Raw genomic sequence first — 14,814 nt, forward strand, 5'->3', positions numbered from 1 at the left:
TCGATTAGATACGATCTGTTTTAGACCACAGCCAGTGATCTGCCAATACCAACCATGTCATCGCCTCAAGCACAGGAATCGCGCGAGTGACAATACAAGGATCATGACGACCCTTCTTTGCTACATCCAAGATAGAGCTCGTAGGTTTGAAAGACACTTTTAATAAAATACTTTCGCCAGTGGAAATTCCCCCACGGATACCGCCATAGGCCTCTTGAGTGCCTTGATGAAATTCCGTGCCTTTGACTTCGGCAGAGTCAAAACCTAAACCCAGTTCAAAGCCATTCGTCGCGCCAACACTTAAAAAAGCTTGTGCTAGATCAGATTTCAATTTGTGAAACACAGGTTGGCCTAAATACGCGGGAGGATTTTCGATCAGAATTTCGGCAACGCCTCCATAACTGTCCCCCGAGATTTGCGCAGACTTTAAAAGCTCTGCCACTTCGACATCACGGTTGGAAGGAAAACGCGCCTGGAAAGAATCCACATTTTTTGAAGAAACCTGTGTGCGCTCATCCGGAGTCAACGAGAAGGGTCCGATTTGCGAGGCATATCCCATCACTCGAGTCTTCGGTGAAGTCTCTTTTAAAAGCATCTGCGCAACGGCTCCGGCCATCACGCGAGACACGGTTTCTCGGCCAGAAGAACGACCTCCACCGCGATGATCGCTGTGACCGAATTTATTCTTCCACATATCATCGGCGTGCCCTGCGCGTGGACTGTTTTTGATTTCTTGATAGTCTTGAGAGCGAGCATCCTGATTGCGCACAATGATTGCAATCGGAGTTCCTAAAGTTTTCTCTTCAAATACTCCGCTTAACACTTCGGGTATGTCTGTTTCCTGACGACCCGATACGATTTGTCCTGATCCATGATGGCCGGGGCGACGACGTTCTAATTCTTTTTTTAGAATTTCTGTATCGAAGCGGACGCCAGCAGGGCAACCGTCAATGACGACTCCTAAAGCCGTGCCATGGCTTTCACCAAAACTTGTAATGACGAAGCGAGATCCAAATTGACTTGCGCTCATACGTTCTCCTCGCAGTGACGCCAGAACAGGCGTTGTCCTTGGGCTTGGGCTGTAAACATGACCAATCCCGACTGATAATTAGCTCCACAGGCTTGAGCGTATTCCTTACCCATAGAGTCTTCCTTGTAATTTAAATCAAAGACCATCACCGGATTCCATGAAGCCGGAGGCATCAGGGTTTCTTGAGCGCGTGGCGCAGCCCAAATAATAATTCTAGGTGTTAGGTCTGCAGAGGCTTCACTGCCTGGGCGAGGTGCTCCCGTTCTGGAAGAAAAATAACTCGCATGTGGCAAAGCCTTCTGAATCACCTCTAAAGTTCCACCACCGCCCCACACAAAAATTTCTTTTTGCAAAGGGGCAATCATACCAACGCCTTCGATAAGTTCGACAAAGCCTTCCTCGTCGGTGGAAGTTCCAAGCCACATCTCTTGTTTTTTATTCCAGTAAAGTGTGTTTAGAGCTTTCAGATCTGGGTGGTGGCAAAGCTTTGCGGCGTTTTCTTTGTGAGGAGCCGTTACTGCGGCATAGGTAAGCCCCAGCTTACGCAAAACAGGCAGGGCCTCTTCCCACTCGTCCCTGTCGATGTGTACAGCACAGACGGGCATTTCTTTTTTTGCAAAATAATCAGAATGTTCAAGCGGCGTAAAGCTGTGCGCAACCGGCGAACCCAAAACAGCAGCGAACTCCGGGGACGACGATGGCGTCATCAGCCAAGACCACAGGGAAGGCTGCTCTAAAGCACTGCCGTCACCTTCGCGGATGAAGTTTAAAAGCTGCTGGCCTTTTTGCAGACGACGATACCATTCCCAGCGTCCATCTTTAGAGCGAGGAAGAAAACTGCGATGCACTTTTTTGGAGCGCTGCCATTCATGATAAGTCGAGAGTTCCGCAAACGATGAAATCTCTGGAGCAAACTTCATGTGCGCGGCTTTATCTTCCCAACGGGACCACTCTTGGAAATCAAAACCACGATGCAGAGATAAAATAAGTTTCTGCGATCCTATAGCTGTAAGAATATCTGTCGGTTCGCCCAATTCCCATGCCCAATCCACGTAAGTGGCGCGCGATAAAAAGGCCTGGGAGTATTCGCGCGACTTGCGAATAGAAAAAATAAACTTTTCGCGCGGCATTTCTTGAAGAGCGCGCTCTATTTGCTCATCACTTAAAAGATCATCGCGCAGTTCAATAAAGTCGAGATCACGATTGGCGTAGCGAGATTTAAACAAAGACCAACGCAAGTCAGTGGCGAAAATTTCTGGCAGAAGAGTGATGATGCCGCCGACACTTTTTAAAGTATGCGACAAGATTTCTTTTTCTATGGCCATCGCCTTGTGATGGTTTTCAAGCTGACCTTCAGGCATCAAATAAACTTCATCAGCTCGTTCCTGATAGCGCTGCTCGCGCAGGTGCGCTCGTTTATGAAACTCTTCCAGTGGAGATATATCGGGCTCTAGGCGCGGGCGGTTTAAAAAAATACGCCCGTCTAAATCCGTGCGTCTTTTCACCCATAAAACAGGAATGCTTTCCGGAATAACTGAAAGATCAAAACCGGCTCCGAGTACAAGGTAAGTTTTTTTCGAAGGTCTTTGCAAGATTTCGAGGAAAAGCTGTCGTTCCATTTCGCGGAAATAAGCTTCCCCGTGTTCCATAAAAAGTTCGCGGATGGTTTTACCGATTTTCTTTTCGATTTCTGTATCAAGATCAATAGCGTCAACGTCTTCGCGCCAATAAAGCTGCAAGCGCTTCATCAGTTCTGTTTTTCCAGTGCCACGATGTCCGACAACAACAGTAATCATGGTTTGATACCTATCATGTCCCAGAATTCTGGAAAGCTTTTATTTATCGCTTGAGGCTCTTCCAATGTGAACTGATGACCTTTTAGCTTCATCAATGTGGCCGCCATCACCATGCGGTGGTCTTTGTCAGGATTAAAGCGCCCTGTGGTAATAAGTTTTTGCGAAGACTGACCGTGAATGATCATACCGTCAGGAAGGCTTTCATGCTCCACACCAATCAGTTTTAAAAGGTCTGACACCTTGGCAATACGATTGCTTTCTTTTTTTGTTAAATGAGGAGCCCCATAAAGCTTCGAGGTCCCCGGCGTCCAGCTACAAAGCACAGCCAGAACTGGAAATAAATCGGGCGATTGGGAAAGATTCCATTCCACGGCGCGAAGGTTTGCACTTTTACGAGTGATAAGATTGCTTCCTTCGAGGGTGAAATCGACATTCATCTTTTTAAAGATCTGTAAGAAGACCAGATCAGGCTGAGAACTTTGTTCAGGAAAATTCTGAATCACACTTTCCCCGGCCAAGGCACCTGCTGTCGCCATGGTGAAGGCAGAACTAAGATCAGGCTCAACACTCCAACTCAGCTTGCTGATTCTTTGCCCTGCGGGAATAAGATAACCCTTTTCCGTTTTTTTCGGACGCATTCCCAGAGTTTTCATCATCTCTAAAGTCAGAAGGAAATAAGATTCAGATACGTTGTCACCGACAAGCTCAAACTCCAAATCAAAATCCAGAAGCCAGGCGTTTAAAATCAGAGCTGATGCATATTGACTGGATTCGGAGGTGTCCACGCGCAAAGGTTGGCGAGGTCTTTTCCATCCCTCGCTGACGATAAAAAGTTCATTCGCCTTGATCTGAGTCTGTACGCCCAATTGTTTTAGCAAATCCAAAAGGCCGGCTTGAGGTCGCTGCATCAGGCGAGGTGCGGCCTCGAGTGTGTGCACACCTTTTTGCCGTGAGGCTCGTAACGCCATAAAACGAAACGTCGTACCGCCTTCACCACAGTCAATGCGACTGCGGTCACGAATATCCTTAAGTCCTTCGCGCATGTGAACAACGTCATCACACTCTGAAAAACCCTGAAGATCTAATACAGGAAAATAACTTTGCACGATCAAGGCGCGATTGAAAACGGATTTAGAACCTGGAATTTCGCCTTGAAACCGAAAATCAGCCATTCAGTTCATCTTCCTTTTGACGACAGATTTCCATCAACACTTCATCGACCGTCACTTCTTTCACCACACACTGACCCGGCTTTTTTAGAAATACAAAACGCAATGTCTGCGATTTGGTTTTCTTTTTATCGCTTAGTAAAAGCTGACGGAACTCTTTTAACACCGAAGCCTTCGTCTGTAATAGATCATCGCGCAAAGGTGACAAGAGATAGCCCGATACCGGCGCGTGAGATATTTTTTCGTACTCTTTAGAAGACATGATCTTCAACTGAACACTGTAGCGAAGAGCAAAATCCAAACCATAGTTGATAGCCACACCATGCGGCAGCTGATAATAAGACTCTAGAACATGGCCCACGGTGTGACCAAGATTTAGAATGTGGCGATGGCCCGACTTTTCTTCAGGATCTTTCCCCACAACTTTGTATTTAGCATCAATGGCTCGAGCCAAATACTTCCAAAGAACCGCCGAAGTGACCTCAAACTCTTTCGATAATTCCTGCCAAAGCGTTCCGCCTTGAATCCAAGAAATTTTTAAAAGCTCACCAAAACCTTCAAAGGCGCGAGCCTCTGGCTGCGACATTAAGAGCTGTCGAGATAAAATCACCTTGTCCGCCGGATAGAAGGTGCCGATTTGATTTTTAGCTCCGCCCACATTCAAAGCTGTTTTACCGCCATGAGCAGAATCAATTGCTGAAAGCCAGGTGCTTGGCATGTGCACAAGCTTCACTCCGCGCTTTAGAACGCTAGCGACGAAACCACCAAAATCACCCACACTGCCGCCGCCCACCACGACAACCGTCAAACGGCGACTGGAGGTGTTTTCACAAAGCTGCACGATTTTACGAATGTGTTGGGGAAAATGGTCTACGGATTTTAAAGATTCACCGGCTTTGACACCATATTTTAACGAAAACTTTTGCGACCATTTTTTAAAAGCCGTCGATTTTCGTGGCAGGATCTCATCGTAAATAAGCAAAAGCTCTTCACCCAGATCTGTAAGAGAAGGAAGTGCCGTCGTGAAGAGCAAAGTACTTTTTTTCATTATTTGGATTCTTTGAATTCTTCTTTGGCTTTAGCGTAAGATGAAGAAAGAGCATCCCAAGCTTTGCTCATGCCTGTTTTCATTTCGGCCCAAGCTTTGCCAGAACTTTTCTTAAGCTTTGCCAGATCTTTTTTAAGATCGTCTTGTTGAGCTTCCAAAGCTTTGATTTGTTCTTTCATTTCTTTTTTGGCATCGCCGGTTTTTTCGGAAGCGGATTTCTTAAGGGCCGCGATTTCTTGCTTCAACTCGGCAAGTTTAGCGTCCATGTCTTTTTGGAATTGCTCTTTTTGTTCTTTAGAATAATCCACCGCTGCGGCTGCCGCATCACTGGTTTTCTGCTGAACTTCTTCTTTGGTTGTTGCAAAAGCGGAAAGAGAAAAACAAAGGATGGAAGAGAGAAGAATGTGTTTCATAAACTGGTCTCCTATTGGCGGAGACCAGTTTATACAGGGACTTATTTCACTTCAAGAATATTGAGCTGAACAGCATCAAACGTGACGCTTACAGGCTTCTTGGCTTTAAAGGCCTCTTCTAATTTCTTACGAAGGCCATCGAAGTTTTCGACGTCTCGACGCAGGTAATACGATCCCGGGTTTTTCGCGAAAAGCACGACGATTCCCTCGTCGTCTTCACGAATTTTCTTGATTGTATCCTCTAAAGAACGATGCTCCTCAGCATTTGCCGGTCCGCGAGCCGCAGAACGAGCTAAAGCGGGATTTACACTGACTGTCGCTGTTGTTATCAAGGCTGCGATTAAAATCCACTTCATGAGTCACTCCTTTTTGTCGCCTTATCTTATCGGCGATCTGAAGCAAGCCTAGAGTCCAGGAGGGCGTCGCATTCTGAGATTTATTACACCAAGGTCGCTGCGCACCATTGTAAGGGATTTAATTGAGCATCAGCCTCTTCATTCAGCTGCTGGATTACAATTTGGGCCATCTCAGGAGCCAAAATATCATCCGGCTCATGCACCAAAAAGAAAACTTTTTGTAATCCTTGCTGCGACCAAGAGCTCAATCGCACAGCCCAGTCTTGGGAACGTTGGCGATCCGATAGGTGCAGATCATTTCCGATAAAGCGAAGCATCGTGAAGGGAGCGCTTATAGACACATGAAGAACGTCTCTTCGACCTGCGACATCTGTGATAACTAAGCCGATGCCTCGGGATTGCAAATATTTAGTCAATGCCGGAAGCACACATCCGTTTTGAAACCAACTGGGATGACGAAACTCTAAAGCCAGCTCAAAATCGTCGGTCCACTGCTGCAAAAAATAAAACAACAGAGATTTTTTACTGTAATCAAAGTGCGGAGGAAACTGCGCAAAGCACGGCCCGCGATGCGTTCCCAGGTTTTTCAAAAACTCGAACCACTCCGCCAAAAGTTTTTTATCTAACATTCCTTGTTCCGAATGCGAAATGCCCTGATAGAGCTTTGGGCAGAAAACAAAATCCGTTCCCACTTGCGCAAGCCACTTCTGTGTTTGCTCGGCCGTCGGGATACGATAGTGAGATGTGTTGAGTTCGATAGTGTTGAAATTGCGCGAATAATAAGAAAGAAAATCCGCAGCCTTTGTTTTCTCTGGATATATCTTCCCGATCCATTCTTTATGCCCCCAGGCCGGAGTGCCAATATAGAATTTTGCTGAAGAGGAGGTTTTGAATTTTTCTAAATACACTGACGCCAAAGGGTCATCAGAAGGAAGATCCCAATTCACACCGTCTACGGAATGCAGCTTTCCAAATTCCATGACAGCCTTTCTGCTTAAAGGCTCCAGTCAATTTCAGAAATACCGTGAGAGCGAAGATAGGCATTGGTTTTTGAAAAAGGTTTCGTTCCGAAAAACCCGCGATGCGCTGACAGCGGCGAAGGATGAACAGCTTCAATCACTAAATGCTTTTTACGATCCACAAAAGAGGCTTTCTTTTGCGCATAAGATCCCCAAAGAATGAACACCAGATGTTCGCGCTCTTCATTCAGTAAATGAATAATCTTATCGGTGAATTCTTCCCAACCTTTTTTCTGATGAGCAGCGGCTTTGCCATCTTCCACCGTCAAAACAGCGTTCAGCAACAACACACCCTGCTCGGCCCATTTGGTTAAGCAGCCGGACTTGGGAATTTGCAAACCCAGATCGGAATTCAGTTCTTTAAAAATATTTTGCAAAGAAGGCGGAAAACGAACTCCGTCACGAACTGAAAAGCACAAACCATGAGCTTGACCTGGTCCATGATAAGGATCCTGCCCGACGATCACGACTTTCACTTTGTCAAACGGCGTAAGGTTCATGGCGGCAAACCATTCTTCACCACGCGGATAGATGGTCTTGCCTTTTTTGTATTCCTGCACAAGAAACTCGCGCAGAGTTTTCATTCGCTCGCTGTCGAACTCGCCCTGCAATCGCTGTTTCCAGCTAGAATCTAACTTAACTTCACTTTTTAAATTTTCCATCTCACCTTGATACATGACAAAGGTCTAGGTCCCGGATTCTAAATCAATCTTATTGGTTTTCAATTTATTTTTTGATTCCTGCTCAACTTGACCAGACAAAATTCGGCCACATTGTTACACTATGAGTAGAGGAAAAGGAGGCCGCCTATGACGACCCTTCTCAACCCCACAATACAACTTATCGAGCAGAATCCAGAGGTTAAGTCCTTCATCTATCAACAGATCGTGGAGTTCGAACCCTTCGTGACACCTCAGACAATCGTCGCAGTGGTCGCACGGGATCCGAAAAAACTAGCGATTCAGTATGAAACAGAAGGAAAAGACTTTACCCCTGAAGGTCTCAAAAAACTCTATCGCATTGCGATCGTGTTGCGTGAGGGCGACACGAGTGTCGAAGCCGAAGGAGTTCACGAAGATATCTTCCAAGCTATTAAGTTAGCCAAAGATTCTTTACTGAAAGAGTTGGTTGCTATCCAGGATTCTGTCATTAGCCAACAAGACAGAATTGTCGAGATCAATCACTACTTGCAACACCCAGTTCTTCATTAAGATAATAGGGCTTCCGTGAAGGAGGCCCTATGTTCAATCCTACTATGCCCTATCGCAATGCGGGTCGTTGCGGTCTGAAATTGAGTTCGCTTTCTTTAGGAGGCTGGACGACGTTCGGGGGCACCGTTAAAGATTTCACTTCTGTTCGCAGCATTCTTCGCCTGGCTTATGAAGCCGGGATCAATTTTTTTGATATCGCAGACATTTACGCCAAAGGCGAATCGGAACGCATTATGGGCGGAGCTCTGAAAGACTTTCCGCGCCATGAGCTCGTGATATCTTCCAAAGTATTCTGGCCGATGAGTGATGACATCAATGATCGCGGCCTTTCGCGCAAACACATTCTTGAATCAGTGAATAAAAGTCTGCAAAGAATCGGGACTGACTATTTAGACATCTATTTCTGCCATCGCTATGATCCCGAAACTCCCGTCGAGGAAACTGTTCGTATTATGGATGACCTAATTCATCACGGAAAAATTCTTTACTGGGGAACGAGCGAATGGACTGCTGAACAAATCCAAGAAGCCATGGATGTTTGCGACCAAGGTGGTTACTACCGTCCGCAAATTGAGCAGCCTCAGTACAGTCTTCTTGCCCGCGAAAAATTTGAAGAGAATGTTCGCCCGAAAGCACAAGAGCACGGCATGGGCTTAGTAACGTGGTCGCCCTTAGCTTCGGGAATGCTGACTGGAAAATACGACAACGGAATCAGCGAAGGTCGCCTGTCGCGGATTGATTGGCTCAGAGAAACTTTCTACACAGAGGAAAATTTGGAACGTGTGCGCAATATGAAAGCTCTGGCGGACGAGTTGGGATGCACGCGGGGGCAGTTAGCACTGGCGTGGCTATTGAATCAACCGGGAATGACCAGTGTGATTCTCGGCGCGACCAGCATCGAGCAATTGCAAGAAAATCTGAGTTGTTTAAAGGTTCCCATGACAGAAGATATAGATAAATCTCTGAAAAAGCTTTTCACGTACTCCTAAAGGCTGGAAATGGACAGCGATATTCGTGCTTATTGGCACTGGAGGATTCCGTTCACAAACCACAGAGCTATACTGAGCATGAAACGACCTCTTGAGAATAAAAGATACCATTGATTGGTTATTTAAGTTCTAAGAGGTTGTCCGAGACGAGACTTAGTCATTAGATTAAGCCTCGTTTCCATTTTTAGGGATTAGTGTTCTAGCGCGACAGGAAGAAAACTGGTCGGCGATTTTGATTCAGCCGTATTGGCTTTCGTCTTTCCATTTTCTAATTTCACCAAGCTGCCGATAATATCTTGCAACTTTTCAAACGGAGAAAGATTCGGCGGAAGACTTTCTTTCAACTCCATCGTTAAAACAGGCGTCTGTCTTTCAAGCCACATGTAACGACCCAGGCTGCCGGGATAATTGCCCAGCGACTTCCAAGGTAAGTAATCAAATTTGGGCGGAGGAGAAACCTTTGGACCGTCAAAATCCAAAACCTTCAGTGGCGTATGTACAGACACGATGAAATCCGGTTGGAAATCTTCTAAGTGGTGCAGAGCACATTTTGTTTCGGGCTCGCTCGCAGCGACCTCACCGGGGAATCTGCGTGGATTTGATTTTGTCGTGCGTTTCCAATTTTCGATGGCACCGACATCCCAATCTTTTGTTGGGAAGTTGCGATTGATATCGATCTTGTTGGCATTCGTACGAGTTTTGTATTTCACACCATCAGGATTTACGACAGGAATCACACGCCAAGAGTTACGCGGATCAATGCCTTCTAAACGCTCCATCCAATAACGACCGACAGTTCCTGCCGGTGTTTCGTCTCCATGGATCAAGCTGAATACTAAAACTTTCTTAGCGCCTGGTGTGGAAGAGGGTTTGTCGTAATGGTAAATAGGACGACCTTCCGCGCTCACGCAAAGGGCTTCTACTTTGACTTTTTCACAAGCCTTCGTAAGAAGTTTGTCATCCCACGCTCCGGGGAATTTTTTTAGATCATTGATGCAGTCTTGTTGGATATTAGAAAAGTCTGCTTGAGCGCCAACAGCTGACATAAACATCAGACCAAATAAGATTGTCTTCATCATTTTTGTCATCACTTCCCTATTATCTCCGAAGTTTGAAATCTCTCAAGATGAGAAAATGGCTTTTTTTGAATCAAGCTGAGAATCCTTACAAATTGACTAAAGTCTTAGTGCCTTTCGTCCGTAATGTAAAGGGTGTGACGAATTAGACTCAGGTCGGAGGTTGTATGGTGAATCGTGGCGGTTTTAGTTTTGTAGCGATGTTGGTGATTAATCCCATCGTGATACTGTTTTATCAAAACTGCTCCATGGCCCCGGTGAGCTATGCGAAAAATACCACACCTCAAGTGAAGGTGTCGCGTCAGGTAGCTTCTGAAGCTAAGCCTACAGTAGCGACAATTAAGAAACAGACTTGTGTCGAGAAGAAGGAATGCCCTCAAAAGGAATAGTATTCATTTCTTGAATATCTGAATTCTTTCTATGCCTTTTACTAATCATAGAGTCCCTTGTAGAACGAATCATGAAGCATGATTCAGAACAAGGAGGCTTCTATGATTAAGTTCGTTTTAACTCTCTCAACAATCTCCGTTCTTTTTAGCTCCCCAGCATTTGCTTTTGTGTCTCCGCAAGAAGAAAAAGCCCTGATTGAAGCTATTAACAACGCCAGCCCTGCGCAAACGCACGCGGAAGGCATTCGCTGCTCATTACGCAACCGCATGTGCCTGGTTCGCCTGCACGTGGCAGAACGCCAAGCCGGTTGCATGATCGAAAGAATCTCGGATGTCTCAGATTTGTATACGGAAGAGTTTGATAGAACAACGGGAAAGAGCGTCTTCACCCTTTCCCGTTATGCTCAAGACAGCTTGAACCACTGTGTGGCAGAGCTGTCTCGCTAAGATTATTTTTCGCAAGCCGATGTCATTGGATCAATCGGAGAATTTTGATAACTCAATTGAGGGAACATATCACGATAACGGAATCTGTCTGGCTCATAACCTAAAGGTTTTACCGGCTCTCCGTTTTGATCCGCGCGCGGTTTCAAGTCCGTGACTTTAATATTGTACGTATTCATAAACTTCACCGCCTGAGTCACGACAGCTAAGTTTGAACGATCTTGCATGTCGCGATTTTCAGGTTTCAAAAGAACCACCTTATAACCGTTGTCCGCCAAGTAGTTCAAAATCAAAGGCAGAGCTTCCGCAGATTGTTTAAACACGTCGTGCATAAGAACGATACCGCGATTTTTACTGCCTCTGAGAGCCTTCAAGAAGCTTTGTAAGATCAACTGACGGCGCTCTTCATCGTTTTTGTATTTCGATACGCCATACTGCCAGTCAAAGCTATCGACGCTCCAACCGAAGATTTTTAGACCCAACTCTGTGGCGTTACGGCGCATGTTCTTATTCATGCAACCATTTGGGAAACGGAAGTACGGATCAATGTAACCGGCTGAAGAAAACACGCCGACGTGACCACCGATCATCTCTGAAAGGAAGTAGTCGTAAGACATTTTGCCGCGATTCACTTCACGCCCCATCATCAGTGTGTGATAGAACGAGTGAGAACCCAGGATATGGCCTTCTTGTAAAATTCTTTGTGTTAGTGCTTTATTCTGCAATGCTTGACGGCCTGTCGAAAAGAAAGCCGCTTTAACGCCCGCTTTTTTAAGTGCATCAAGAATAGGAACCGTGGTTCTTTGCGTAGGACCATCATCAAATGTCAGCATAACTTCTTTGTCGTTCAAGCCCTGCATTGAAAGATAATCAATATTAGGAACAATACGCTCTTCAAACGGGATACGACGGATCTTTTGGATGTCCGCATCCAAGTTCAAAGACGCTTTTTTAGTAAGGTTTGCAATCATGATTTTGCGCTGAAGATCACCGTTACAATCTTTAAGTGCGATAGAGGCGTCGTCAGATTCAATAATAGACTGAACGTATTCAAGTTCACCCACAGGCAATGACTTAAGCTGCGTACACAGAGCAAGACTGGAAAACTTGTCATTTCCAGGATTGACGATAAAGGCGCGAAGTTTATGAAAGTGCTCGTCAAATTCGTTTCCGTTTTTACTCTTGGAAATATCTTGGATGATTTGGTTATAAACGCCCGACACGCGCTCCATTTCGGCGGCAAACTTAGTTTGCTCGTGAACTTCACCAGCGGCAAAGGCATTTAAACCTACGAAAAGCGACGACATTACCAGCATGTGCTTTCTAAACATATGAACACCTCAAATTATATCAATTGAAGGTATCGCAAGTTCTGTTCCGGCTGAGCACCGCCTTATTCCGTAACCAGTTTGTTAAAAAGTGAAGAAGGACACATTGTGCGGCGTGGGTGTCGAGAAGTTCGACAGAGGGTAAAGATGATGAAGTATTATCAGATACAAAAAGCCCCTCTTACGAAGGGCCTTTACGAGAGTAAAATTATGGTTGAGGCTCAGGTGTTGGAGCCGGTTTCTCCTCTTCCGGTGTATGAGTCACCAAGTAGGTGGCGATGTCATCCACCATCTGCATGCTACGCGCAACGGACTCTAGGGTGTCTTTGTCATCAGCCAAAAGTTTTTCGATAAAATCTTTTAGGCCTGGTTGATCCGCATTGAAACCCTTGAAAGCCGGATTGATGAGAACCTCAATACTGCCGCTAAGACCTGTGCGGTCTGCACCTAGACGCGCCTGTAACGACTTAAATTCAACGTCCTCTATTTTCAAATTTGCAGGAAGCTTCTGAAAATCAACAGAGGCCTGCAGATGAAGTTTTGCCGAAATGATATTTCCTTCGGCGTCCTTTTGCAGTTCATCCATCACTACTTGGACGGAAATAGCCTCGCCATATTTTTGGCCATAGTCACCGACCAAAGATTTTACCAAGTCTTCAAGCTGGCCGCCGAATTCGTTCAAGATCGACTGACCGAAGGCTTTTACCAGATCGAACTTCACAGACAAATCACCCGCAACACGTGGGGCACTGCCATCGCCATAGTGATAAGAAGCATTATTCAGCTGAAGATTGAGTTCATTCGCGGGGCCTTTTTTGTAAGCCGTCGCCTTTAATGCGAAATCCAAAGTGCGAACCGCATCGACGCGAAGTTCGGTGAACGCAACATCGAGTTTAGTCGACTCGTTATTGTAGGCAGCGGCAATCGCAGCCACCTTTTTATTTACTTCTTCCTTATTAATAACGCTGGCAACAGCCACGGAGGAAACGACAAGAACGACGGGCGCTGCCACTTTAAGCCATGATTTCATGTGAAACTCCTGTAGTGATTTTTGGTTGAGCCCCATTTTTATCACCGACACATCCCACTGACTCGCGAAACATGAACGGCTTACCCACTCTTAATTTCGCGTCCATTGCGGCGCTTCTAGACCTTCAAAAATATTTTTAAAAAGCTTATTGACTTACACATTATTTACACTGTAAGTTCATATGTAAGTTATGACAAAGAAATTGCCCCTCCCCCCACTGACACCGAAAGAAAAATCCGTTCTCGAGTTTATCGAGAGCCACATCTTAAGTTCAGGAGTTTCTCCGTCATACCAAGAAATTAAGGATCACTTCGGCTTGGCTTCGTTTAATTCTGTGCAGAATTATCTGAAGCAATTGACGAGCAAAGGATACATCGAAAATCCATTGGGTCAAAAGCGAGCGATCCAGGTGCTTCACTCAGCCAGTGCTGTGCAGGAGCATCTTCAATCGAAAAAAGTCTCGACGACGACAGGATCTCACCGCTCACAGCTCCTCCAGGCACGTGATGAGGTCCTGTCCCTTCCCCTTCTTGGGAAAGTGGCCGCAGGTCAGCCGATTGAAGCCATCAAACATGACGAATTTGTCGATGTCCCTCCTTCTATGATTCGCAATCCTTCCAAATCCTTTGCATTGAAAGTGCAAGGCGACTCGATGATTGAAGATGGCATCTTTGATGAAGATATTATTTTAGTTCAAAAACAGGATTCGGCCTCTAACGGCGATATTGTTGTGGCTACGGTAGAAAATGAAGCCACGGTTAAACGCATCTACGTGCGCGCGCGTCCCGACAGCGGTTCTAGCGAAAAACTAGTAGAACTTCGTCCTTCAAACTCCACAATGAAATCTATGTGGTATTCACCTGAAGAAGTCGAAATCCGCGGTATCGTCGTGGGCCTTATCCGTAAATTCCAGTAATCCAATTTATGCTTGCGTCAGGGATGACCAAGTTTTTTCTTAAAGATTTTCCCCCGCATTTTGCTTTTTGTGATATCTAAGCGAAATGCAAAGCACACACGCTCGAATCAGCTATAAAGATAAATCTAAATTCTACAAAGAACTTCATTCGGAAGCCTCCGGCATTCTGGAAAAAGAATGGTTTGTGAATTTGGCAAATATCTCAGCACTTTTAAATCAGCACCTTCCCGATATAAATTGGGTGGGCTTCTATCTTCTGCACAGTAATGAATTGCTGTTGAGTTCATTCCAAGGACTGCCGGCGTGTACCAGAATTGCCATGGGTAAAGGTGTTTGCGGTGCGGCCGCTCAAACTTTACAAACACAACTTGTGCCGAATGTGGATGAGTTCCCCGGTCACATTGTTTGCGATGCGGCTTCTAAGTCTGAAATTGTGATTCCTTTGATTCACGAAGGAAAACTTTTGGGCGTTCTAGATATCGACGCTCCTATCTTAAATAGATTTGATCACGAAGATAAAAGTGGTCTTGAAAAACTTGTGGATATCTTGGTGAAGTCCACAGTCTGGCCAACAAATTTTCTTTCCTAAGGCGAAGGCAC

The 14,814-nt window shown here is 45.6% G+C and carries 18 protein-coding genes; 6 read left to right on the forward strand and 12 right to left on the reverse strand.

Annotation, left to right across the window (positions count from 1 at the left end; translation table 11 throughout):
- Positions 1–4 precede the first annotated feature (4 nt).
- The 8 genes from aroC to ung form a co-directional block, all read right to left on the reverse strand.
- A complete protein-coding gene (aroC, locus tag AZI87_RS04905) occupies positions 5–1,030 on the reverse strand; it encodes a chorismate synthase (RefSeq protein ID WP_063205274.1) in 1,026 nt (341 codons plus the stop codon).
- Positions 1,027–2,826, reverse strand: a complete 1,800-nt coding sequence (locus AZI87_RS04910; protein ID WP_063205275.1) for a shikimate kinase — start codon at positions 2,824–2,826, stop codon at positions 1,027–1,029. The genes aroC and AZI87_RS04910 overlap by 4 nt, the downstream gene beginning before the upstream one ends.
- Complete coding sequence (locus AZI87_RS04915; protein ID WP_063205276.1) at positions 2,823–3,998, reverse strand: 3-phosphoshikimate 1-carboxyvinyltransferase; 1,176 nt, start codon at positions 3,996–3,998, stop codon at positions 2,823–2,825. Before AZI87_RS04915 ends, AZI87_RS04910 begins: the two co-directional genes overlap by 4 nt.
- Entirely contained in the window at positions 3,991–5,043 is a 1,053-nt protein-coding gene (locus tag AZI87_RS04920; RefSeq protein WP_063205277.1) for a 3-dehydroquinate synthase family protein, read from the reverse strand. Before AZI87_RS04920 ends, AZI87_RS04915 begins: the two co-directional genes overlap by 8 nt.
- Positions 5,043–5,456 carry a hypothetical protein gene (locus AZI87_RS04925; RefSeq protein WP_063205278.1) on the reverse strand — a complete coding sequence of 138 codons (414 nt, stop codon included), beginning with the start codon at positions 5,454–5,456 and terminating at the stop codon, positions 5,043–5,045. Before AZI87_RS04925 ends, AZI87_RS04920 begins: the two co-directional genes overlap by 1 nt.
- 41 nt (positions 5,457–5,497) lie before the next feature.
- A complete protein-coding gene (locus AZI87_RS04930) occupies positions 5,498–5,812 on the reverse strand; it encodes a hypothetical protein (protein ID WP_063205279.1) in 315 nt (104 codons plus the stop codon).
- Positions 5,813–5,895: 83 nt separating this feature from the next.
- On the reverse strand, positions 5,896–6,792 hold the full coding sequence (locus AZI87_RS04935) for a DUF72 domain-containing protein (RefSeq protein ID WP_063205280.1): 897 nt from the start codon (positions 6,790–6,792) through the stop codon (positions 5,896–5,898).
- A 14-nt stretch (positions 6,793–6,806) separates the two neighbouring features.
- Positions 6,807–7,493, reverse strand: a complete 687-nt coding sequence (gene ung / locus AZI87_RS04940; RefSeq protein ID WP_063205281.1) for a uracil-DNA glycosylase — start codon at positions 7,491–7,493, stop codon at positions 6,807–6,809.
- A 147-nt stretch (positions 7,494–7,640) separates the two neighbouring features.
- On the opposite strand from ung, the gene AZI87_RS04945 reads away from it, so the two are divergent.
- Positions 7,641–8,042, forward strand: coding sequence for a hypothetical protein (locus AZI87_RS04945; protein WP_063205282.1), 402 nt, complete (start codon positions 7,641–7,643; stop codon positions 8,040–8,042).
- Between the two features lie 29 nt (positions 8,043–8,071).
- On the forward strand, positions 8,072–9,031 hold the full coding sequence (locus AZI87_RS04950; protein WP_063205283.1) for an aldo/keto reductase family protein: 960 nt from the start codon (positions 8,072–8,074) through the stop codon (positions 9,029–9,031).
- 191 nt (positions 9,032–9,222) lie between these two features.
- Here AZI87_RS04950 and AZI87_RS04955 read toward each other — a convergent pair whose 3' ends face one another.
- Entirely contained in the window at positions 9,223–10,119 is an 897-nt protein-coding gene (locus tag AZI87_RS04955; RefSeq protein ID WP_253696676.1) for a M14 family zinc carboxypeptidase, read from the reverse strand.
- 155 nt (positions 10,120–10,274) lie between these two features.
- On the opposite strand from AZI87_RS04955, the gene AZI87_RS04960 reads away from it, so the two are divergent.
- Together AZI87_RS04960 and AZI87_RS04965 are read left to right on the forward strand one after the other, a co-directional pair.
- The gene (locus tag AZI87_RS04960) at positions 10,275–10,496 is read left to right on the forward strand and encodes a hypothetical protein (RefSeq protein WP_063205284.1); all 222 of its coding nucleotides are present in this window, start codon (positions 10,275–10,277) and stop codon (positions 10,494–10,496) included.
- Positions 10,497–10,598: 102 nt separating this feature from the next.
- Positions 10,599–10,943 carry a hypothetical protein gene (locus AZI87_RS04965; protein WP_063205285.1) on the forward strand — a complete coding sequence of 115 codons (345 nt, stop codon included), beginning with the start codon at positions 10,599–10,601 and terminating at the stop codon, positions 10,941–10,943.
- Positions 10,944–10,945: 2 nt separating this feature from the next.
- On the opposite strand, the gene AZI87_RS04970 is transcribed toward AZI87_RS04965, so the two are convergent.
- The 3 genes from AZI87_RS04970 to AZI87_RS18340 form a co-directional block, all read right to left on the reverse strand.
- Positions 10,946–12,271: a polysaccharide deacetylase family protein gene (locus AZI87_RS04970; RefSeq protein WP_063205286.1), complete on the reverse strand. Its 1,326-nt coding sequence runs from the start codon at positions 12,269–12,271 to the stop codon at positions 10,946–10,948.
- 205 nt (positions 12,272–12,476) lie between these two features.
- Entirely contained in the window at positions 12,477–13,298 is an 822-nt protein-coding gene (locus AZI87_RS04975; protein WP_063205287.1) for a hypothetical protein, read from the reverse strand.
- Positions 13,282–13,404 (reverse strand): hypothetical protein, encoded by a 123-nt coding sequence (locus AZI87_RS18340; RefSeq protein WP_301335607.1) that lies wholly within the window; start codon positions 13,402–13,404, stop codon positions 13,282–13,284. Before AZI87_RS18340 ends, AZI87_RS04975 begins: the two co-directional genes overlap by 17 nt.
- An 84-nt stretch (positions 13,405–13,488) precedes the next feature.
- On the opposite strand from AZI87_RS18340, the gene lexA reads away from it, so the two are divergent.
- Both lexA and AZI87_RS04985 read left to right on the forward strand, forming a co-directional pair.
- Positions 13,489–14,214: a transcriptional repressor LexA gene (gene lexA / locus AZI87_RS04980; protein WP_063205288.1), complete on the forward strand. Its 726-nt coding sequence runs from the start codon at positions 13,489–13,491 to the stop codon at positions 14,212–14,214.
- 85 nt (positions 14,215–14,299) lie between these two features.
- Positions 14,300–14,803 carry a GAF domain-containing protein gene (locus AZI87_RS04985; RefSeq protein ID WP_063205289.1) on the forward strand — a complete coding sequence of 168 codons (504 nt, stop codon included), beginning with the start codon at positions 14,300–14,302 and terminating at the stop codon, positions 14,801–14,803.
- The last annotated feature ends 11 nt before the right edge of the window (positions 14,804–14,814 follow it).

It is taken from the genome of Bdellovibrio bacteriovorus (assembly GCF_001592745.1).
GTDB classification, from domain to species: domain Bacteria; phylum Bdellovibrionota; class Bdellovibrionia; order Bdellovibrionales; family Bdellovibrionaceae; genus Bdellovibrio; species Bdellovibrio bacteriovorus_B.